Consider the following 21,656-nt stretch of genomic DNA (forward strand, 5'->3'; position numbering starts at 1 on the left):
CCCTGTACCCGGATCTTTACAAGCAGGCCCGGCCTCATCCCCGGCAAGCCGGCTCTCATAGAACAAACTACAACTCATTGATTTAACACGGTCCCTGTGGGAAGCGGCCTTGTGTCGCGATGGGCTGCGCAGCAGCCCCGGCATTTTTGCATGAGGCCGAAGCCTTGGGGCCGCTTCGCGCCCCATCGCGACACAAGGCCGCTTCCCACGGAGACCGTGCCGCATCTGCGGGGCCAGTTCTCTGCGCGACAGCGCAGCCCAAAAGGCTGGGTGATCTCCTACAGGGGTGGGGCAGTCAGGACTTTTCGAGGTTGCCGAGAATCTTCGCATGCACGCGCATGCACACTTCAAGGTCTGCCTCGTCGACGCCGGTGAACAGCTCCAGGCGCAAGGCATTGGCGATGGTCTCGATCTGCTCGATCAGCGGCTTGGCCGGTGGGCACAGCAGGATTTTCTTGGCCCGGCGGTCTTCCATCACCGCCTGGCGGCGCACCAGGCCCTGGGTTTCCAGACTGTCCAGCAGCCGGGCCAGGGTCGGGCCCTCGACGCCAACGCTCTGGGCCAGCTCGCGTTGGGTGGGCGCCTCGTCGAAGCGCGCCAGGTGCAACAGCACCAGCCAACGCGCCTGCGAAAGGTTGAGCCCGGCCAGGCGGCGGTCCAGTTCGGCACGCCAACCCCGGGACATCTGGGCCAGCTGCATGCCAAAGCGGTGTTGGTTGTCGGTCAGGGGCATAAGCAACTCGATGAATAGAACTAATTATTAGTCAGCTAACCATGCCCCAACTGATCAGGCAAGGCTGAAAGTCGTCAATTGATATGACAAAGGTCAGACAATGACGCAAATGGCGTCGATCAGAGCTCGAACTCCGCCGCCAGCGCGGCACGGATGCAGTGCAGCACCCCTTCGGGTACCCGCGCACCGAACAGCGGGGCAATGGCCGACACTGCCGGCAGCTCGCCCTCGCCGTCGAGGAAGGCGTCCTGCACCTCCATCATCAACTCCTCGGGCAGGTCCAGGGCCTGCTCCAGGCTAAGCTCCTGGCGGCCGATGGCCTCGGCCAGCAGGCTGTAGACGTTCTTCTCGGTGCAGTTGAGCTGGCCGGCGATCTGCACCGGGGTCATGCCGGCGCGGGCCAGGCTGACCAGCTCGTGGCGCAGGTCGAGCACCACCTTCGGCGCCTCCTCAGTGCCACCGGCGCCGTTGAGCACTTCGAGGAAGGCCTGGCCATAGCGCTCCAGCTTGCGTGCGCCGACGCCACTGACCTGGGCCATGTCGCTGAGGCTGGTGGGCATGCTGCGCAGCATTTCCAGCAGGGTCGAGTCGGGGAAGATGACGTAAGGCGGCACGCTGTGCTCTTCGGCCAGCTTGCGCCGCAGGGTGCGCAGGGCCTCCCACAGTTCGCGTTCCTCGCCGCGCACCAACTGGCTCGCCGGGCTGCCGCCACTGCTGCTGGAGGACTTGGCAGTGGTTTGCGGCTTGAGGTCGCGGCGCAGTTGCAGGTTTACCTCGCCACGCAACAGCGGCCGGCAGCTGTCGGACAGGCGCAGGCCGCCGTAGCCTTCCAGGTCGATGTCGACCAGGCCGCGGGCCACCAGTTGGCGGAACAGCGAGCGCCATTCGGCCTCGGCCATGGCCTTGCCGACGCCGAATACAGAAAGTTTCTCGTGGCCGAAGTTGCGGATCTTGTCAGTGTCCTTGCCCAGCAGCACATCGACCAGATGGCCCACACCGTAGCGCTGGCCGGTGCGGAACACCGCCGACAGGGCCTGGCGGGCAGGCTCGGTGGCGTCCCAGGTCTGCACCTGGTCAACGCAGTTGTCACAGTGCCCGCAGGGTTGCTCCAGCACCTCGTCGAAGTAGGCCAGCAGCGACTGGCGGCGGCAGCGGGTCTCTTCGCACAGTGCCAGCATGGCGTCGAGCTTGTGCTGCTCGATGCGCTTGTGGCGCTCGTCGCCTTCGGAGTTCTGCAGCATCTGCTTGAGCATCACCATGTCCTGCAGGCCGTAGGCCATCCAGGCGTCCGACGGCAGGCCGTCACGGCCGGCACGGCCGGTTTCCTGGTAGTAGGCCTCGAGCGACTTGGGCAGGTCCAAATGGGCGACAAAGCGCACGTTGGGCTTGTCGATGCCCATGCCGAAGGCGATGGTGGCAACCATGATCAGCCCTTCCTCGTTGAGGAAGCGGTGCTGGTTGGAGGCGCGGGTCTCGGCGGCAAGGCCGGCGTGGTACGGCAGCGCCGGGAAGCCTTGGTCGCAAAGAAAAGCGGCGGTTTCGTCAACCTTCTTGCGCGACAGGCAGTAGACGATGCCGGCGTTGCCGCGGCGCTCGCCAAGGAACGCCATCAACTGCTTGCGCGGCGATTCCTTGGGCACGATGCGGTAGAAGATGTTCGGCCGGTCGAAACTCGACAGAAAACGCTCGGCGCCCTGCAGATGCAGGCGCTGGACGATTTCCTCGCGGGTACGCATGTCGGCGGTGGCGGTCAGGGCGATGCGCGGCACATGGGGGAACAGCTCGGCCAACTGGCCCAGTTGCAGGTATTCGGGGCGGAAGTCGTGGCCCCATTGCGATACGCAGTGCGCTTCGTCGATGGCGAACAGCGACACGTCCAGGCCACGCAAAAAATCGAGCATGCGCGGCTGCACCAGGCGCTCGGGGGCCAGGTAGAGCATTTTCACCTCGCCCCGGCGCAGGCGCCCGGCCAGGTCACGCTGCTGCTCGGCGCTCAAGGTGGAGTTGAGCGCAGCGGCGGCCACGCCGAGTTCGTCGAGGGTGGCGACCTGGTCGTCCATCAGCGCGATCAGCGGCGACACCACCACCGTCAGGCCCGGGCGCAGCAGCCCCGGTACCTGGAAGCACAGCGACTTGCCGCCGCCGGTGGGCATCAGCACCAGGGCATCGCCGCCATTGGCCACGCATTCGATGATCGCGGCCTGGCGGCCCCGGAAACTGTCGTAACCGAAGACATCCTTGAGAACGCGCTGAGCCTGTTCGAGCATTTGCCACTCCAAAATCGCCGTACCACCCCGTCACACAGGCTGGACGATAAATCCGCCGCGCACACGCCAAATGCGTAAGCGGTTTTTGCCAGGCGGCCGAAAAATGCCCCCCAGCATGAAAGCCGCGCAGTATACCCGACTGCCCTGCCCCCCGGCATGCCCCAGTGACAGACGTTCCCTTTGCCCCGTGCGCGCTGCAAGGTGCTAGAATTCGTTATCGTTTATTCCCCAAGGTAGCCCCGTAATGTCCTTCGCCGAGCAACTGACCCGCCTGCAAGCCTTCCTCGACGCCGACGAGCTGCACGAAGAAGCGCTGGACTACGTCGCCGCACACGGCTACCTGACCGCGCTGTCGATCTGCTCCGAGGACGTGCCGGACCGCGAATGGATCGACGCGCTGTTCGCCGAAGAACCCCACTACGCCAGCGACGCCCAGCGCACCGAAATCGAAGCCACGCTGGTGGCGCTGAAGGGCCACATCGCCCGTCAGCTGGCCAGCGACGAAGAATTCGACCTGCCTTGCGAGCTGGACCTGACCGACGAGCCGGACGACTCCGACCTGCGCGGCTGGTGCATCGGCTTCATGGAAGGGGTGTTCCTGCGTGAAGAAGCCTGGTTCGAGAACGCCGAGGAAGAAGTCAGCGAAATGCTACTGCCGATCATGGTCGGTTCGGGCCTGTTCGACGAGCAGCCTGAATTTGCCGATATCGCCAGCAACGCCAACCTGCAGGACGACATGATCGTGCAAATTCCTGAAGCGTTGAGCGCGCTGTTCCTGCTGCTGCACGCCCCGGACGAAAAACCTGCCCTGCTCAAGCCACGCCACCACTGATCAACGTGGTGCGCTACCTGCTGCTGGCCGCAGGCTGGCTCAGCGTTGCGCTGGGGGTGGTGGGGATCTTCCTGCCGGTATTGCCGACCACCCCGTTTCTGCTGCTGGCTGCGGCGTGCTTTGCCCGCAGCTCCCCGCGTTTTCATGCCTGGCTGGTCAACCACCCGAAACTCGGGCCGTGGATCCGCGACTACCTCAGTGGCGAGGGCATACCGCTCAAGGGCAAGGTGTACGCCATTGGTTTGATGTGGGCGAGCATCGGCCTTTCGTGTTACCTGGTGCCCTTGTTCTGGGCGCGCGCGTTCATGCTCACCAGCGCGGTGCTGGTGAGTGCGTGGATTCTCAAGCAGAAGACTTTGCAGCGCTGAGAGCAGGTTTCGCCTGTTCCGGCCCTATCGCCGGCAAGCCGGCTCCTACAGGGTTCGCGCCACCATCACACAACACCTGTAGGAGCCGGCTTGCCGGCGATGGGGCCAGGCCTGCCTTACACCGTATCCACCTTCAACGAATGGTCACTGAGCATGCCGTTGATGATGGTCGCAGTATCATGCCCCGCTGCGATCACCCCGCCCGCCCCTGCCGTCACCCCGTAATGCTGGGCCAGGTCCACCCCGGCCAGCTCGATGGTCTGGGTGGGTGCCGCACCGGCGATGCTGCTGACCTCGATGGTCGACACCACGCCGGCCCCGCTGCCGCTGACCTTGAAGTGCAGGTAGTCATCCAGTGACGCGCTGGTGGCATTCTCGCCCTGCAGCAATTGCGACAGGTCAAGGTGGTCGCTGCCGGGGGTGAAATCGGTCACGGTATCGTGCCCGGTGTCGCCCTTCTGCCACACGAAGGTGTCGTTGCCCGGCCCGCCGGTCATGATGTCGTCACCCGGGCCGCCGATCAGCGTGTCATTGCCCGCACCGCCCTTGAGCACATCATTGCCGGCCCCGCCGTTGAGCAGGTTGTCACCGGCATTGCCGATCAGCGTGTCGTTGTAGTCCGAGCCGATCAGGTTCTCGATGCTGACGAAGGTATCCTGCCCGGCCCCCACGGTGTTCTGCTGCCCGACGATGCCGAGGTCGACCACCACCCCGGCGCCGGCCTTGGCAAAGCTGACCGTGTCGATGCCGCTACCGCCGTCGAACAGGTCGTTGCCGGCGCCGGCCAGCAGCAGGTCGTCCCCCGCCCCGCCATACAGGCTGCTGGTGCCATTGCCTGCCACCAGCACGTCGTTGCCGTCGCCGCCGTTCAGGGTGTTCTCGCCCGTGCCCGCCAGCAGCACATCGTCGCCGGCCGTGCCGTTGAGGGTATGCCCGGCCTGGTAGCTGATATCGACGTTACCCGTAGCCGTACCGCCGTGGTTGTCGCTGAGGGTGTAGGTATCGTGGACCACCGGGTTGCTGGCCTGGCTGTAGTCCACCACCAGGCTCAGCTTGTAGTTCTCCGCCGCCTTGCTGTTGCCGATGGCGTTCTCGCTGTTGACCACATGAATGCTGTACACCCCGTCGTGGCTGGCGGTAAAGCTGCCGCCATCGGCGATGCCCTGGTAGCTGCCGCCGGCGTCCTTCCACTCCATCATCAGGTTGCCGGCAGGCTGGTTGTGGTCGAGGGTCAGGGTTTCACCCTTGCGCAGGGTGACGGTGAAGGTGTCCGCATCGTTGGCGTTACTGTTGCTGATCGCGCCCAGGTAACCGGCCACCACCAAGGCTGCCGTCATGCCCCCCGACAGGCTGGTGAACTCGCTGCGGGCCAGGTCACGGTACTGGTTCTCGGCCTTGTTGCCGGGCGCATCGAAGGTGATGGTGCGGGCCTGGGCGCCAGGAGTGAAGCCCTCGCCCTTGTCGGCGAAGCCGGTGTTGAAGGTGATGGGGGCGGCGCTCAGGCGATCGTGGTCGGCGTCGCTGTCGTTGGCCAGCAAGGCGGCAGCCGGCAGGCTGATGCTGGCGCCGGTGATGTTGGTGATGATGTGGTCGGCGCCAGCCACGGGCGCGGTGTTGGCATTGATGTTCACCGTCAACGTGGCGCTGCGGGTATCGCCGTCGTTGTCACTGGCGGTGAAGCCGAACTGCTCGGCCTGGTTGGCGTTACCACCTTTGGGCGGCGTGTAGGTGAACTCGCCGTTGTCCATGTCCACCAGCAAGGTGCCGCCCAGCCCGGTCTTGATCGCCAGGCTGTTGCTGACGGTGTCGAAGGTCGCCTTGTCGGCGCCGCCCGTGACGCTGTAGCCGCCCTGCCCGCCATGGGCGTTGGGGTCGAAGCTGTAGGTGGTGCCGTCCACCAGTAGCGCCTTGATGAAACCGCCGTCGGCGCCGAACGTGCCGCCGCTCATCAGGCTGCCGGTGATCGGCGAGCCCTGCACGGTGCCGGACAGAACCGCGTTGAGCTGGCCAAGGTCGGTGACCACCACCGAACCGGTATCGACATGGCTGCTGCCGTCATAGGCCAGCGGGTCGAGGTTGCCGGTGTTGACCCCGTTGCCCAGGCCGATGGCGTAGCTCTTGATGCCGTTCTGGTCGAGGAAGCTCTCCCAGTTGTTTTCCAGGCTGCTGGTCATGCCGTGGCCGGCGGTGGGCTCGCCATCAGAGAAGAAGTAGCCGATGTTCTGCGCCCCGGCGATCTTGCCGCTGGTGTCAAAGGCCTGTTGCGCGGTGCTGGCCGCTGCATCGTAGTGGGTGGTGCCGCCGGCACTGAGCCCGGCGATCAGGCTCTTGGCCTCGCCGATCGACACCCACACCGGGGTCTTGTCGGTGGCACCGCTGGAGAAGGTGACCACCTGCACCTTGATGTCGCCCATGGCGTCGTACTTGTCGAGCAGTGCGTTGATCGCCTGCTTGGCCAGGTCCAGCCGGCTCAGGCCGGACACGCCCGAGGGCGAGTCCATGCTGCCGGACACATCGATCACCAGCAGCAGGTTGCTGTCGACCTGGCCCGGGGTGATGCTGCGCACCGCGTTCTGCACCTGCGGTACATCGTCGACGATATTGATGGTGATGCTGCCGGTGACGCTGTTGCCAAGCGCGTCGGTGGCCTTGTAGGTGAAATGGTCGTTCAGGGTGTTGGCACCGTCGTCGGCCCCGCCCGGGGTTTTCGGTGCCGAAGTCAGGGTGTAGGTGTAGCTGCCGTCGGCCTTGACCTGGATCTGCCCGTAAGCACCGCTGGCGCTGCCCACCAGGCTGTAGGTGAGGCCACCGATACCGCCGCTGACCGAGCCGGCCAGGTTGCCGCTGGCGGTCTCGCCGGTGGAGGTCGGGTCGCTGCCGGTGGTGTTGCCGGCAGCCAGGTCATTGCCGTCCTGGTGCAGGTCGAGGGCTTTTTCGTACACCGTGACGTCGTGATTGTCGCTGGCCATCAGCTTGCTGTCCTGCACGCTGATGCGAATGGTGGTGGTGCTTTCATCACCGTCGGCGTCGCGGATGGTGTAGGTGAAGCTGTCGGCGGCCCATGGCGGCAGCACGCTGTCGGGGTTGGCGTGGTAGGTGGCGTTGCCCTGGGCATCCAGGGTCAGGTAGCCGTACAGCCCCATCACCTGCTCACCGACGTGGCCCACGGCCGAGGTCGAGGTGTCATGGCCGGCGCGCACGCCCACCACGTACTGGCCGTCGGCGCGCACATCGGCGCCCACCACATCGTTGTCCAGCACGTTGCCGCTGACCGCGCCACCCTGGTTCACGTCGGCGTAGTCGCAATGGGCCTTGGGCACGTCGTCGACGATGTTGATGACGATGGTGCTGGTGGTGGTATTGCCCAGCGAATCCTTCACCTGGTAGGTGAAGCTCTCGGTGACGATGTTCGGGCCGTCGTTGACGTGGTTCGGCGAGTTGGGTGCCGAGGTCAGGGTGTAGGTGTACGAGCCATCGGCATTCAGCAGAATCTGCCCGTATTGCCCCGTGGCATTGCCCACCAGGGTAAAGCTCAGAGCACCAACACCGCCGTGCACTGCGTCTGCGAGCGAGCCGGTCGCGGTTTCGCCGGGCGAATGCGGGTCACTGCCCATCACATTACCGGGTGCCAGGTCGGCACCGGTCTTGCACAGGTCCAGGGCGTTTTCGTACACCGTCACATCGTCCACACCCGCCATCAGCTTGCTGTCCTGCACATTGACGGTGATGGTTGCGGTGCTCTCGTCGCCATCGGCATCGCGGATGGTGTAGACGAAGGTATCGCTGGCCCACTGCGACAGGTCCTGGTTGGCGTAGGCGTGGTAGCTGGCGTTGCCCTGGGAATCGAGGGTCAGGTAGCCGTACTGGCCGTTGATCGCATCGCCCACATGGCCGATGGCCGAGGTGGAGGTATCGTTGCCGGCGCGCACACCGACCACGTACTGGCCGTAGGCGCGCACATCGGCGCCCACCACATCGTTGTCCAGCACGTTGCCGCTGACCGTGCCGCCTTCGGTGACATCGGCGTAATCGCAATGGGCCTTGGGTACGTCGTCGACGATATTGATGACGATGGTGCTGGTGGTGGTGTTGCCCAGGGAATCCTTCACCTGGTAGGTGAAGCTCTCGGTGACGATGTTCGGGCCATCGTTGCCAGGGGTTGGCGAGCTCGGCGCCGAGGTCAGGGTGTAGGTGTAGCTGCCGTCGGCGTTCAGGTGAATCTGCCCGTACTGCCCGTTGGCATTGCCCACCAGGGTGAAAGTCAGCGCCCCGACCCCGCCCTGCACCGCATCAGCCAGCGAACCCGTCGCCGTTTCGCCAGGTGAATGCGGGTCGCTGCCGACCACGTTGCCGGGGGCCAGGTCGTCGCCGGTCTTGCACAGGTCCAGGGCTTTTTCGTAGACCGTTACGTCGTCCTCGCCCGCCACCAGCTTGCAGTCCTGCACCTTGATGTTGATGGTGGTGGTGCTCTCGTCACCGTCGGCATCGCGAATGGTGTAGACGAAGGTATCGGTGGCCCATTGCGGCAGGTCCTGGTTGGGGTTGGCGTGGTAGGTGCCAACGCCGTTGGCATCGAGAGTCAAATAGCCGTACTGCCCCATGATCTGTTCGCCCACATGGCCAATGGCCGAGGACGAAGTGTCGCTGCCCGCGCGCACGCCGACCACGTATTGGCCATCGGCACGCACATCGGCGCCGGTGGTGTCGTTGTCCAGCACATTGCCGCTAACGCTCCCACCTTCCGTGACCTCGGCGAAATCGCACCGGGCCTGGGGCACATCGTCGACGATATTCACGTCCAGGGTGCCGCTGGCGGTGCTGCCATCCATGTCGGTGGCAGTGACGGTGAAGTGCTCGGTCAGGCTGTTGGTGCCGTCGGCGTTGGCGTGGGTTTCGTTGTCCAATAGTTGGTAGGTGTAGCTGACCACCCCGGTGTCGGGGTTGTAGCCGGTGATGGTCAGGGTGTTGCCCAGCGGCGTGGTGACCGACTGCGGGAAGCCTGCCGGCGTGCCGTCCACCACCAGGTTGAGCCCGGCCACGGTCAGGGTTTTCAAACCGTCCGGGGCGTCCACGGTGAAGGTGCCGCCCTGGGTCAGTTGGGCGGCATTCGGTGTGCTGCCATCGCCGAGGAACTTCTCGTACACCGTCACTTCGCCATTGGCGACGTCCAGGCCGCCCAGTTTCACCGGGTCGTCGAGGTTCTTCACGTCGAGGGTCAGGGTGGCGCTGCTGGTGTCGCCGTCGGCGTCTTTTAGCGTGTAGTTGAAATGCTCGACGCCGGTGCCGCCGCCGAACAGGTTCTTGAAGTCCGGGTCGCTGGTGTTGAGGGTGTAGGTGTAGGAGCCGTCGGCATTGAGCACCAGGGTGCCGTAGGTGCCGGTGAAGGTGCCGCCCTGCACCATACCGCCCGGTACGCGGTCGGCGCCCTGGGTGTCGTTGTCCAGCACGTTGCCGGTCAGTTCGGTGTGCAGTTCGGTCGCCGGGGTGGCGTTGTGGTCGTCTTCGGCCTTAGGCACATCGTCGACGATATTCACATCCAGCGTGCCGCTGGCAGTGCTGCCGTCCATGTCGGTGGCGGTGACGGTGAAGTGCTCGGTCAGGCTGTTGGTGCCGTCAGCGTTGGCATGGGTTTCGTTGTCCAGCAATTGGTAGGTGTAGCTGACCACGCCGGTGTCGGGGTTGTAGCCGGTGATGGTCAGGGTGTTGCCCAGCGGCGTGGTGACTGACTGCGGGAAGCCTGCCGGCGTGCCGTCCACTACCAGGTTAAGCCCGGCCACGGTCAGGGTTTTCAAACCGTCCGGGGCGTCCACGGTGAAGGTGCCGCCCTGGGTGAGCTGGGCAGCATTCGGTGTGCTGCCATCACCGAGGAATTTCTCGTAGACCGTCACTTCGCCATTGGCGACGTCCAGGCCGCCCAGTTTTACCGGGTCGTCGAGATTCTTCACATCGATGGTCAGGGTGGCGCTGCTGGTGTCGCCGTCGGCGTCCTTGAGCGTGTAGGTGAAGTGCTCGACGCCAGTGCCACCACCGAACAGGTTCTTGAAGTCCGGGTCGCTGGTGTTGAGGGTGTAGGTGTAGGAGCCGTCGGCATTGAGCACCAGGGTGCCGTAGGTACCGGTGAAGGTGCCGCCCTGCACCATACCGCCCGGTACGCGGTCGGCGCCCTGGGTGTCGTTGTCCAGCACGTTGCCGGTCAGTTCGGTGTGCAGTTCGGTCGCCGGGGTGGCGTTGTGGTCGTCTTCGGCCTTGGGCACGTCGTCGACGATGTTCACGTCCAGCGTGCCGCTGGCAGTGCTGCCGTCCATGTCGGTGGCAGTGACGGTGAAGTGCTCGGTCAGGCTGTTGGTGCCGTCGGCGTTGGCGTGGGTTTCGTTGTCCAGCAGTTGGTAGGTGTAGCTGACCACCCCGGTGTCGGGGTTGTAGCCGGTGATGGTCAGGGTACTGCCCAGCGGCGTGGTGACCGACTGCGGGAAGCCCACCGGCGTGCCATCCACCACCAGGTTGACGCCAGCCACGGTCAGGGTTTTCAAACCGTCCGGGGCGTCCACGGTGAAGGTACCGCCCTGGGTCAGCTGGGCGGCATTCGGTGTGCTGCCATCACCGAGGAATTTCTCGTACACCGTCACCTCGCCATTGGCGACGTCCAGGCCGCCCAGCTTCACCGGGTCGTCGAGGTTCTTCACGTCGATAGTCAGGGTGGCGCTGCTGGTGTCGCCGTCGGCGTCCTTGAGCGTGTAGGTGAAGTGCTCGACGCCGGTGCCACCACCGAACAGGTTCTTGAAGTCCGGGTCGCTGGTGTTGAGGGTGTAGGTGTAGGAGCCGTCGGCATTCAGCACCAAGGTGCCGTAGGTGCCGGTGAAGGTGCCGCCCTGGACCATACCGCCCGGCACGCGGTCGGCGCCCTGGGTGTCGTTGTCCAGCACGTTGCCGGTCAGTTCGGTGTGCAGCTCGGTTGCCGGCGTGGCGTTGTGGTCGTCCACCGCCTTGGGCACGTCATCGATGATTCGTACATCCAGCGAACCGCTGGCCACATCACCATCGGTGTCGCTGACCAGCACCGGGAAGTGCTCACCCAGCACATTGTTGCCGGCGCCATCCGGGTGATGCTCGGCACCGTTGAGGGTGTAGCTGTAGCTGACCACGCCAGTGGCCGGGTTGTAGCCGGTGATGGTCAGGGTATTACCCAGCGCGGTAGTGATGGACTGCCCGACACCGGTCACCGCCCCCGCAGTCACCACATTGATGCCGCCAACGCTGAGGTTGAACACCCCGTCGGGGGCCACCACGGTGAAACTGCCGCTCTGCGTCAGTTGCCCCGGCGCGCTGGCCGAGCCATCGGGCAGGTTGGCCTCGTTCAAGGTCAGCTCGCCGGGCTCCACGCTCAGGCCTTCGAGTTGCACCGGGCGATCCGGCGGTAGGTTGGCGACGCCGTCGCGGTCACCGTCCAGTACACCGAGGCGGTCATTGGCCAGCTCCGGGATATTGTTGAAGCCGGCCGTGGGGAAGCCGATGGTGGGGTCGACACGCCCGGCCACCTCGGTCAGCAGCACGAAGCTGTGCCCGCCACCCAATGCCCCGACACCACCGGGGTTGCCGCCGGCAGCGGTCGCCTCGGCGTCCTGGGTCGGGTCGCTGCCCGCGGCGATGGCCCGTTGCAACTGCTCCACATCGCTCAGTTGCGCCTCGCTGGGTACCGGGTCGGGCGCCTGCACATGGGGGGCTCGGTTGGCCAAAAGCTCAGGGGACATCTCAAGGCTGCTGTCGCGGCCCAGGGTCAGTTCGGCACCGTTCTGCAGGTGCACCGCCACCGCGCCGCTGTTGCCGGTTTGCAGCTGTTCGCCGGCATACAACCGGTCGCCCTCCACCAGCAGGCGGCGGTGGCCGTCATCACTGACCGCAAATACCTGCCCGACCACCTTGCTGACCACGCCAACTAATTTGGCCATGAGTGCACGCCTCCCCTGCCGATGGGCTTTTTGCAGATCAAGGCATGGCGGGTAAAAACACACGACGGCCCGGGTGTTGTGGTTGTCGGACCGTCGCTGTCACGTTCGTGAATTTCACGCTCCTTGTGACGACTGCCGCGATAGCGGTAATAGGTAGTGGCCATCAATAAGTGACAATTTATTGTCGCCAAATACCGCTTTCGCCTTCCTCCCCTGTGTCCTTAGCTGCAAAAAAACTGGAACTTTCGCCGAAGCCCGAAGCCCGCATCTTTCAGCCGGTGCGCCGAGCCACCTGAATGCAACAATGTCGTGGATTCCTTAGACCTCATAAGTTTTTTTTCGCATATACCTTATGAAAAATTCTTCTTAGCTCGCCCCATAAATGTTCTTAGCTCTGTTGTTACAAGCCTGAAACGGTTTGATACCTATATTTCGTCATTTTTTTGGCGATCGCAGGACATTTTTGAGAGACCAGGGAGAAGTACCCCATGCGCGCTTTAACCCCCATCACCAGTGCAATTCTGTTGGCCATGGCATGCGCCAACAGCCAGGCGATGTCGATTAACGAGGCCGTTCAAAACGCGGTAGACCAGCACCCCGAAATCAGCGCCAGCCGCAACAGCAGGCTGTCGGCCGACGAGGATGTGAAGTTCGCTCGCGGGGGCTACTACCCCACCGTCGACCTGGTGGCAGGCTATGGCCGCCAGCGCTCGGACAACACCAACACCCGCGGCTTCAACCCCGACGGCACCCGCAACCACAATAAAGAAACCCTCAACTACACCCAGTCCGAACTGCGCCTGCGGCAGATGCTGTTCGACGGCTTCAACACCTCCAACGAAGTCGGCCGCACCGAGGCAGTTGCCGCTTCGCGCGCCTACTACACCCAGGCCACCGCCGAAACCGTGGCCCTGCGCGCCGTCGAGGTGTACCTCGAGGTGCTCAAGCGCCGCGAGCTGGTGACCCTGGCGCGCAACAACCTGCAGGCGCACCTGCGGGTCAACGACCAGATCGGCCTGCGCAGCGAACGCGGCGTGGGCAGCACCGCCGACCTTGACCAGTCCAGCGCCCGCCGCGCCCTGGCCGAGAACAACCTGGACACCGCCGAGGTGGACCTGGCCGATGCCGAGGCCAACTTCTTCAGCGTGATCGGGCGCGTGCCCGACGAGCTGGAAGCACCCACCTCCATCAAGCCCGAAGTGCCCGCCGACCTGCAGGCCGCGCGCCAGGGCATGCTGGAGAACAACCCCTACCTGAAGTCGGCCCAGGCCGACGTGCAGTCAGCCGAGCAGCAATACGAAGTGGCCAAGTCGCCCTTCTACCCGCGCCTGGACGCAGTGCTGGCCACCGGCGCCGACAACAACACCGGCGGCCAGAAAGGCCACGCCAACAACGACTGGCAGGCCGGCGTCGAGCTCAGCTACAACCTGTTCCGCGGTGGCAGCGACAAGGCCCGCCTGCAGTCCGATGCGCACAAGATCAACCAGGCCATGGACATCCGCAACAACGCCCTGCGCCAGCTCAACGAGAACCTGAACCTGGCCTGGAACGCCATGAACAACGCACGCAAGCAAACCCCCAGCGCCCGCGAATACGCCGAAACCACCCAGCGCGTGCGTGCCGCCTACCAGGACCAGTTCGGCCTGGGCCAGCGCACCCTGCTGGACGTACTCGACAGCGAGAACGAGCTGTACAACGCCAACCGCCGCTACACCGAGGTGCGTTACACCGAGGAGTTCTCCATGTACCGCCTGCTGGCCAACATGGGCGAGCTGCTGAGCAAGCAGCGCATTTCGCTGCCGCCGGAGGCGATCGCCAAGACCGAAGTGAGGAATGAGGCCCGCTTGCCCGACATGCGTTAAGCACTGGACGAAACACGGACCTTTCAGCCAGCGCCCGTTCCCCGTCCACTGCGGCAGGAGTAGGCCATCGTGACCAGTATGCAAAGTGCGCAACCGCGCCAGGATGTTGATGATCCACTGCTCGATGGCCTGCTGATTTTATGCAAGCTGCATGGCTGCACCGCCAGCCGCGCCAGCCTGTGCAGCGGCCTGCCGCTGGCCGGGCAAGGCCTGGGCCTGGCCCTGCTGCCCCGGGCCGCCGCCCGCGCAGGCTTGCAGGCGCGTGTGCTACGCCGCGAACTGTCGGCAATTTCCGCCCTCAACCTGCCGGTGCTGCTGATCCTGAACGACGGCCGCAGCGCCGTGCTGCGCCGCTGGGGTGATGATGGCCGGGCGCTGCTGCTGCCGTGCGAGGCCGAAGGCGGCGAGCAGTGGGTCGAAACCCAGACCCTGGCCGAGGCCTACAGCGGCCAGGCGTTGTTCGCCCGCCCCCGCCACGCTCTGGAAGATGCGCGCGCGCCGCTGCTGCCGCGGGTCAACGCCTGGTTTCGCGATACCTTGCGCCACTCGCGCTGGCTGTACGGCGACGCCCTGCTGGCGAGCCTGTTGATCAACCTGCTGGGCCTGATGGTGCCGCTGTTCGTCATGCAGACTTACGACCGCGTGGTGCCCAACCAGGCGCTGTCGACCTTGTGGGTATTGGTGGCCGGCTTGTTCATCGGCACCGCCTTCGAGCTGGTGTTGCGCATGGTGCGCGCCCACCTGCTGGACCAGGCCGGCAAGAAGACCGACCTGATCCTCTCTGCCACCCTGTTCGAGCGCATCACCGGCATGAGCATGAAGGCCCGCCCGGCCAGCATCGGCGGCTTCGCCCAGAGCATCCACGACTTCCAGGGGCTGCGTGAATTCCTTACCGCAGTCACCCTCACCAGCATCATCGACCTGCCCTTCGTCGCCCTCATGCTGTTGGTGATCGGCCTGCTCGGCGGCTGGCTGGTGCTGATCCCGCTGATCGCCTTCCCGGTGGCGGTGGGCCTGGCGCTGTTCATCCAGGTGCGCCTGCGCGACACCGTGCAAAAAAGCCTGAGCCTGGGCGCGGTGCGCCAGGCCCTGCTGATCGAGACCCTCGGCGGGCTGGAAACCCTGAAAGCCTGCGGCGCCGAAAGCGAGCGCCAATACCAGTGGGAGCACACCAACGGCGCCATCGCCCGCCTCGACGCCCACGCCCGCAACCTGTCGTCGCTGGCCAGCAACGGCACGCTGTTCATCCAGCAGTTCTGCGGCATGGCCACCATCGTTGCCGGGGTGTACAGCATCATCGCCGGCAATCTCAGCGTCGGCGCGCTGGTGGCCAGCTACATGCTCGGCAGCCGGGTGCTGGCCCCGCTGGGGCAGATCGCCGGGCTGATCACCCGCTACCAGCAGGCGCAGCTGACCATGCGCAGCACCGACGCGCTGATGAGCCTGCCCCAGGAGCGCCAAGCCGAGCAACAAGCCCTGGAGCACACCGCGCTGCAGGGCGGCCTGAGCATCAGCCACGCGAGTTTTCGCTACCCCGGGCAAACCGCCCCGGCGCTCAACGATGTGCACTTCAGCCTCACCCCCGGCGAGCGCATCGGCATCATCGGCCGCAGCGGCTCGGGCAAGAGCACCCTGGCGCGGCTGATCATGGGCTTTCATCACCCCGACGAAGGCCAGGTGCTGCTGGACAACCTCGACCTGCGCCAACTGGACATCGCCGACCTGCGCAGCCAGCTGGGCTATGTGGCCCACGACCTGCCGCTTTTGGCCGGTAGCCTGCGCGACAACCTCACCCTCGGCGCCCGCCATGTCAGCGACGCACGCATGCTCGAAGTGGCCGAGCTGACCGGCGTCAGCGAGCTGGCCCGCCAACACCCGCAGGGCTTCGACCGCCCGGTGGGCGAGCGCGGCCAGTTGCTTTCCGGTGGCCAGCGCCAGGCCGTGCTGCTGGCCCGCGCGCTGCTGCTGGAGCCGCCGCTGCTGGTGCTTGATGAGCCCACCAGCCACATGGACAACAGCAGCGAAGACCAGCTGCGCCAGCGCCTGCTGGCCTGGGTGCCGGGCAAGACCCTGCTGCTGGTCACCCACCGCACCTCGATGCTGAGCCTGGTGGACCGGTTGCTGGTGCTGGACAACGGCAAGATCGTCGCCGACGGGCCGAAGGATGCAGTGATCGATGCACTGCGCAAGGGGCGCATCGGTTCGGCGTTTTAACAGGCATTGGCCATGACATGGCACCGGCTTCGCCGGTGTTCGCGGCTAAAGCCGCTCCTACAGGTACAGCGCCTGATCCAGGTTCTGCTCGATCCTGTGGGAGCGGCTTTAGCCGCGAAGCAGACGACGCGGTGGCTGGCACCGGCTGCGCCGGTGTTCGCGGGCAAGCCCGCTCCCACAGGGAACGAGCCAGCTTTTAGAAATCGAGCAAGACAGTTGCTCCTACAGGTACCACCTGACCTTCAGGCCTGCGCTGTACCTGTAGGAGCCGGCTCGCCGGCGATGAGGCCGGCACAGGCAACACAAGAAAGTTGCACCAACAACTCTCCCTCCAACGAGGTAGCCCATGTCCATCACCCACAGCATCCGCAGCTACCTCCAGGGCCCCGACTCACGCGCCGAGCGCGACTACATGCCCGAGCTTGCCGGCGCCACCCTGCAGGACTCGCCAAGCCTGTCGCGCCTGACCGTGTGGCTGGCCGCCATCCTGCTGCTGGTGGCCGTGGTCTGGGCCAACTTCGCGGTGCTCGACGAGGTCACCGTCGGCGAGGGCAAGGCCATCCCTTCAAGCAAGGTGCAGGTGGTGCAGAACCTTGAGGGTGGTATCGTCACCGAGATTCTGGTGCGCGAGGGCCAGATGGTCGACAAGGGCGCCACCCTGCTGCGCCTGGACGACACCCGTTTCAAGTCCAACAAGGGCGAAAGCGAGGCCGACCGCTACGCCCTCACCGCCCAGGTCGAGCGCCTGTCGGCCGAGGCCGAGGGCAAGCCGTTCGTGGTCTCCGACGAAGTACGCGCCAAGGCGCCGCAGGTGGCCGAGGACGAACTGGCGTTGTACGACTCGCGCCAGCGCCGCCTGGCCAGCGAAAAACAGACCCTCAACGAGCAATTGCGCCAGAAAACCCAGGAGCTGGCCGAGTTCCGCTCCAAGGCCGACCAGTACCGCTCGGCGGTCGGCCTGCTGCAGCAGGAGCTGGACATGTCCGCCCCGCTGGTGAGCAAGGGGGCGATTTCGCCGGTGGAAATCCTGCGCCTCAAGCAGCGCACCGTCGAGGCCCGCGGCCAGCTCAACGCCACCAACCTGGCCATCCCCCGGGCCGAGGCGGCGATTGCCGAAATCCGCAGCAAGGTGCAGGAGTCCGATGCCACCTTCCGCTCCGAGGCCGCCAAGGACCTCAATGACAAGCGCACGGAGCTGTCGAAGATCACCGCCACCAGCATCGCCATCGACGACCGGGTCAACCGCACCACCGTGGTGTCGCCGGTGCGTGGCATCGTCAAGCTGCTCAAGGTCAACACCATCGGCGGCGTGGTGCAGCCGGGCAGCGACCTGGTGGAGATCGTGCCGATAGAAGACAACCTGCTGATCGAAGCGCGGGTGCGCCCGCAGGACGTGGCCTTCCTGCACCCGGGGCAGACGGCGATGGTCAAGTTCAGCGCCTATGACTACAGCATCTACGGCGGCCTGAAGGCCAAGCTCGAGCTGATCGGTGCCGACACCGTCACCGACGACAAAGGCAACGCGTTCTACCTGATCCAGGTGCGCACCGACAAGAACCACCTGGGCGGGGACAACAAGCCGCTCTTGATCATCCCCGGCATGGTGGCCACGGTGGATATCATCACCGGGCAGAAGAGCGTGCTGGATTATCTGTTGAAGCCGGTGTTCAAGGCGCGCACCGAGGCGTTGCGCGAGCGTTAGGTTACCTGTGCCGGCCTCTTCGCGGGTAAACCCGCTCCCACAGGTACTGCGCAGCGCTCACGGGCACTGATATCCCTGTGGGAGCGGGTTTACCCGCGAAGAGGCCGGCACAGCAAAAGCCTGGCTTCAACCTTCGCCATGATTTCGCGTGAAAGTCTCTACGCCCATCGCCGTGATCTGCCCCTCGATCAACGCCTCGAACGGCCGCAGCAACTCATCGAAATTGCCGGGCGCCTCCAGCGCATTCAACCCCTGCACCACCGCCTCGATGGTCGAAAGCGCCCCCGGTTCCGGTGCCTTGCGCAGCCGGTAGCGCGAAGCCGTCACCTGCGCCAGGGTCACCCGGGGTAAGGCGTCCAGCAGCGGGTTGAGGTAGAGCATCTTGCGCGCCTTGCGCCAGGTGCCGTCGGGGACGATCAGCAGTAGCGGCAGGTCATCGCTTTGAGCATAAGGCTGCAGTACCTCGGCCCCATCCCCGGGGAACAGCAGCGCTGGCCGGTAGCCTGGGGTGGCCAGCAGCGCCTGCAGGTCATCGAACACCTCGCCCACCCGCAGTTCGGCGTTGCGCAGGCCGAGGGCGGCCAGGCGTGCGGTGTTCAGGGCATGGGAGGTTTCGCTGGGGTGCTGCAACAGGACCACGCGGGTGCGGCTGGCCAGGCTTGGGATCAGCGGGCAGAGGCAATGGGCGAGCGGGCGCTGGCAGCGCTCGCAGCGGGGTCTGGGCATGGCGGGCTCCTTCGGGGCGCGCAGTTTGCCACAGGGTGGTGCCCAGGCGGGAATCCCGGGCCCGCGCTGCGGGCCATGGCGACACAAGGCTGCTCCCACAGGTACAGCACGGTGGCTGGCACCGGCTGCGCCGGTGTTCGCGGGCAAGCCCGCTCCTACAGGGATCGCGCCGGCCTGCTGAGCTGCGCGGTGGCTGTGGGAAGCGGCCTTGTGTCGCGATGGGCCGCAACGCGGCCCCCGCCATTGGCATGCACTCAGCGGTTGAAGCGCTCCGCCAGGCTATGCAGGTACTCGGCCATGCGTTCCAGGTCCTGGCTGATTTCGGCGCCCTGGCGGGCTTGCCCTGCGCTTTCATCACACAAGTGGGCGATGCGCACGATCTGCTGGTTGATGTCTTCGGCCACGTGGCTTTGCTGCTCCGAGGCCGTGGCCATCTGCTGGCTCATGCCAGTGATGCGGCTGACCGCCTGGGCGATACCTGCCAACGCCGCCTGCACCGCCTCGACACTGTGCACGCTGTCCTGGGAGATCTGCTGGCCACGGCTGGCGCTGGCCACCGCACGGTCGGCACCGGAACGCAGGGTGGCGATGATGTGGTGAATCTCCTCGGTGGAGGAACGGGTGCGCTGGGCCAGCGAGCGCACCTCGTCGGCAACCACCGCAAAGCCCCTGCCCTGCTCACCAGCCCGGGCCGCCTCGATGGCGGCATTGAGCGCCAGCAGGTTGGTCTGCTCGGCAATCGAGGTGATCACGTCCACCACGCTGCCGATCGACTGGGTCTGCTCGGCCAGGGCGTTGACCGCCTGGCCGATGTCGCTCACCGCCTCGCTCATGCTGCCCATGGCGCGCAGGCTCTGCTGCGCCAGGTCGCTGCCCTGCTGGGCCAGCTGGTCTGCATCGCTGGCGGCGTGGGCGGTGCTCTGCACGTTGTGGGTGACCTGCTGGATGGTCGCGGCCATCTGCGCGATGGCGGTGGCCGACTGGTCAGTTTCGCTGCGCTGGCGGTCGAGCATCTGCGCCTGGGCATCGGACAAGTCGGCGGACTGCGCGGCCCGCGACTTGACCCCGACGCCGGCATCCACCAGGCGCGTCAGCGCGGTCTGCAGGCGGGCCTCTTCGCTGAGGATGGCCAGATCCAACTGGCCGCGCAGGCCGGGGTTGTCGCTGTAGGTCAGGGCCACCAGCGGGCTGGTGAAGGCCTTGGGGTGTTCGTCCAGGGTGCGGCGGATGGCGCGGTTCTGCTGGTTCTCGATCAGGTACCAGGCCGCAAGCAGGCTGGCCATCAGCACACCCAGCGCCGCGTAGGGCGCCAGCCACAGGTAGGCACCAGCTGACAGCAGCCCGGCGCCGAGCAGCGGCCAGCCACTGCCCACGCCATTGGCCAGCCGCGCCGCCAGGGCCACCGGCGAGCGCCCGCCGCGCAAGCGCGCGTACAGCGCCTCGGCACGGCGGATCTGCTCGCGGGTGGGCACCGAGCGCACCGACTCGTAACCGCTGATGCGGCCGTTCTCGTACACCGCCGTCACATAGGCGCTGACCCAGTAGAAATCGCCGTTCTTGGCGCGGTTCTTGACCACGCCCATCCACGGCTTGCCTTGCTTGATGGTGTCCCACATGTGCCCGAACACCGACGGCGGCATGTCGGGGTGGCGCACCAGGTTGTGCGGCTGGCCCACCAGTTCGTCGTAGGTGAAGCCGCTGATGGCCACGAAGGCGTCGTTGCAGTAGGTGATGCGGCTGCTCAGGTCGGTGGTGGAAATCAGCCGCTGCTCGTTTGGAAACGTTCTCTCACGTTCGGTGACGGGCAAATTCATGCGCATCGTTGGCGATCCCTTGCTTATCCAGATGAGTGGGAAAATCATCAAAGCAAGTAGAGGTTTAGCAGAAGGCCAGCACCGCAGCGGTCAAGTTTTGTAGGAAATTCGCTCGTCCTGACGGAACGTGGGTATTCAGCCTACGTTGAGCTGGCTCTTGAGCAGGTCGCGGAAGGTCTGGATCAAGGGTTCGCGGCTGCGGCCACGGCGGATGATCAGCGAAAACGGTGCCTGGTAGCCGAAGGTGGCCGGCGACAGCACGCGCAAATCGCCCTTGTCGACCCAGGCCTGGGCGTAATGCTCGGGCAGGTAGCCGATGTAGGCGCCGGAGAGAATCAGGATCAACTGCGCCTCCATGCTCTCCACCGTTGCCGCACTGTGCTTGAAGCCATGCCGGGCCAGCTCGGCCTGGCTCCAGTAGCCGCGCCCGACCATACGCTGCTGGGTGACCACCGGCTCCGGGATGCGCCGCTCGGCGAACAGCGGGTGGCGGCTGCTGCAGTACAGCCAGTGCTGCTCGCGGTACAGCGGCTGGTACAAAAGGCCGCTCATGCGCGACGAAAACGCGCCGATGGCGAGGTCCAGGCGGTTGTCCTGTACCCCCAGTTGCAGCTCGTAGGGACTGGACACCGACAGGTGCAGGTGCACCGCCGGGTGCTCCTGGCTGTAGGCGCCGATGGCCTCGGCCAAAGGCAGGGCGCGGTCGCCGACGGTGGAGTCGATCACCCCCAGGTTGAGGGTGCCGCGCAGTTCGCCCTTGAGCGCCGCCGCGTATTGCTCGAAGCCGTCCAGCTCGGCCAGCAGGCGCAGGGTCTCCTGATGGAACAGCTCGCCCTTGCTGGTCAGGCTGAAGCCGCCACGGCCACGGTGGCACAGCACGATGCCCAGGGCGCCTTCCAGCTGGCTCATGTAGGTGCTGATGGCCGAGGTGGACAGGTTGAGGTCGCGCTGGGCATTGGCGAAGCCCTGGTGGCGCACCACGCTGGCGAAGATGCGCAGCAGTTTCAGGTCGGGCAACGATGAAGCCATGGCGCGAGGGTCCGGCAGGGTGGAAATGCGCAGAGTCTAACGCGCTTGCCGGCCGATAGTTCAGAAATCTCTGAAGTAAGTTTTTGTCGGTAGCGATTCTTCCCCGGCACTACCTTGCGCAGACTGCGGCGAAATGTCCCTGCCCGCCGGCATTCGTCACAGT

At 65.4% G+C, this 21,656-nt stretch carries 10 protein-coding genes and 2 pseudogenes; 5 read left to right on the forward strand and 7 right to left on the reverse strand.

All coding sequences use genetic code 11. The features are described 5' to 3' along the window. Nucleotides 1–295 precede the first annotated feature (295 nt). Nucleotides 296–733: a MarR family transcriptional regulator gene (locus ACI2KK_RS01935; RefSeq protein WP_369987512.1), complete on the reverse strand. Its 438-nt coding sequence runs from the start codon at nucleotides 731–733 to the stop codon at nucleotides 296–298. Nucleotides 734–852: 119 nt separating this feature from the next. Beyond that, nucleotides 853–3,000 carry a DNA helicase RecQ gene (gene recQ / locus ACI2KK_RS01940; protein WP_404667666.1) on the reverse strand — a complete coding sequence of 716 codons (2,148 nt, stop codon included), beginning with the start codon at nucleotides 2,998–3,000 and terminating at the stop codon, nucleotides 853–855. Between the two features lie 244 nt (nucleotides 3,001–3,244). Between recQ and ACI2KK_RS01945 the strand changes: the two genes are divergently transcribed. Continuing rightward, nucleotides 3,245–3,832: a YecA family protein gene (locus ACI2KK_RS01945; RefSeq protein WP_217839750.1), complete on the forward strand. Its 588-nt coding sequence runs from the start codon at nucleotides 3,245–3,247 to the stop codon at nucleotides 3,830–3,832. Between the two features lie 8 nt (nucleotides 3,833–3,840). After that, nucleotides 3,841–4,200, forward strand: a complete 360-nt coding sequence (locus ACI2KK_RS01950) for a YbaN family protein (protein ID WP_217886002.1) — start codon at nucleotides 3,841–3,843, stop codon at nucleotides 4,198–4,200. 116 nt (nucleotides 4,201–4,316) lie between these two features. Here the strand turns inward: ACI2KK_RS01950 and ACI2KK_RS01955 are convergent, their stop codons facing one another. Then, complete coding sequence (locus tag ACI2KK_RS01955) at nucleotides 4,317–12,146, reverse strand: retention module-containing protein (protein WP_404667667.1); 7,830 nt, start codon at nucleotides 12,144–12,146, stop codon at nucleotides 4,317–4,319. A 488-nt stretch (nucleotides 12,147–12,634) separates the two neighbouring features. On the opposite strand from ACI2KK_RS01955, the gene ACI2KK_RS01960 reads away from it, so the two are divergent. The 3 genes from ACI2KK_RS01960 (at nucleotide 12,635) to ACI2KK_RS01970 (ending at nucleotide 17,924) form a co-directional block, all read left to right on the forward strand. Further along, nucleotides 12,635–14,008, forward strand: coding sequence for a TolC family outer membrane protein (locus ACI2KK_RS01960; RefSeq protein ID WP_217839753.1), 1,374 nt, complete (start codon nucleotides 12,635–12,637; stop codon nucleotides 14,006–14,008). 78 nt (nucleotides 14,009–14,086) lie between these two features. Next, the gene (locus tag ACI2KK_RS01965) at nucleotides 14,087–16,222 is read left to right on the forward strand and encodes a type I secretion system permease/ATPase (RefSeq protein ID WP_404667765.1); all 2,136 of its coding nucleotides are present in this window, start codon (nucleotides 14,087–14,089) and stop codon (nucleotides 16,220–16,222) included. A 346-nt stretch (nucleotides 16,223–16,568) separates the two neighbouring features. Beyond that, the gene (locus ACI2KK_RS01970; RefSeq protein WP_404667668.1) at nucleotides 16,569–17,924 is read left to right on the forward strand and encodes an HlyD family type I secretion periplasmic adaptor subunit; all 1,356 of its coding nucleotides are present in this window, start codon (nucleotides 16,569–16,571) and stop codon (nucleotides 17,922–17,924) included. A gap of 126 nt (nucleotides 17,925–18,050) precedes the next feature. On the opposite strand, the gene ACI2KK_RS01975 is transcribed toward ACI2KK_RS01970, so the two are convergent. From ACI2KK_RS01975 to ACI2KK_RS01990, 4 genes and pseudogenes are all read right to left on the reverse strand, one after another. Beyond that, a complete protein-coding gene (locus ACI2KK_RS01975) occupies nucleotides 18,051–18,650 on the reverse strand; it encodes a tRNA-uridine aminocarboxypropyltransferase (RefSeq protein WP_404667669.1) in 600 nt (199 codons plus the stop codon). Between the two features lie 254 nt (nucleotides 18,651–18,904). Further along, a pseudogene (locus ACI2KK_RS01980) lies at nucleotides 18,905–19,879 on the reverse strand (methyl-accepting chemotaxis protein); the annotation flags it as partial. A 288-nt stretch (nucleotides 19,880–20,167) separates the two neighbouring features. Then, nucleotides 20,168–20,512 (reverse strand): annotated as a pseudogene (locus tag ACI2KK_RS01985) (PAS domain-containing protein); the annotation flags it as partial. 87 nt (nucleotides 20,513–20,599) lie between these two features. After that, a complete protein-coding gene (locus ACI2KK_RS01990) occupies nucleotides 20,600–21,493 on the reverse strand; it encodes a LysR family transcriptional regulator (RefSeq protein WP_217839757.1) in 894 nt (297 codons plus the stop codon). Nucleotides 21,494–21,656 lie beyond the last annotated feature (163 nt).

It is taken from the genome of Pseudomonas sp. NPDC089406 (assembly GCF_044900265.1).
In the GTDB taxonomy this organism is placed as follows: domain Bacteria; phylum Pseudomonadota; class Gammaproteobacteria; order Pseudomonadales; family Pseudomonadaceae; genus Aquipseudomonas; species Aquipseudomonas fakonensis.

Coding starts and splice junctions, on each gene's coding strand:
- ACI2KK_RS01935 (WP_369987512.1), bottom strand. CDS start 733: ATGCCCCTGACCGACAACCAACACCGCTTTGGCATGCAGCTGGCCCAG.
- recQ (WP_404667666.1), bottom strand. CDS start 3,000: ATGCTCGAACAGGCTCAGCGCGTTCTCAAGGATGTCTTCGGTTACGAC.
- ACI2KK_RS01945 (WP_217839750.1), top strand. CDS start 3,245: ATGTCCTTCGCCGAGCAACTGACCCGCCTGCAAGCCTTCCTCGACGCC.
- ACI2KK_RS01955 (WP_404667667.1), bottom strand. CDS start 12,146: ATGGCCAAATTAGTTGGCGTGGTCAGCAAGGTGGTCGGGCAGGTATTT.
- ACI2KK_RS01960 (WP_217839753.1), top strand. CDS start 12,635: ATGCGCGCTTTAACCCCCATCACCAGTGCAATTCTGTTGGCCATGGCA.
- ACI2KK_RS01965 (WP_404667765.1), top strand. CDS start 14,087: ATGCAAAGTGCGCAACCGCGCCAGGATGTTGATGATCCACTGCTCGAT.
- ACI2KK_RS01970 (WP_404667668.1), top strand. CDS start 16,569: ATGTCCATCACCCACAGCATCCGCAGCTACCTCCAGGGCCCCGACTCA.
- ACI2KK_RS01975 (WP_404667669.1), bottom strand. CDS start 18,650: ATGCCCAGACCCCGCTGCGAGCGCTGCCAGCGCCCGCTCGCCCATTGC.
- ACI2KK_RS01990 (WP_217839757.1), bottom strand. CDS start 21,493: ATGGCTTCATCGTTGCCCGACCTGAAACTGCTGCGCATCTTCGCCAGC.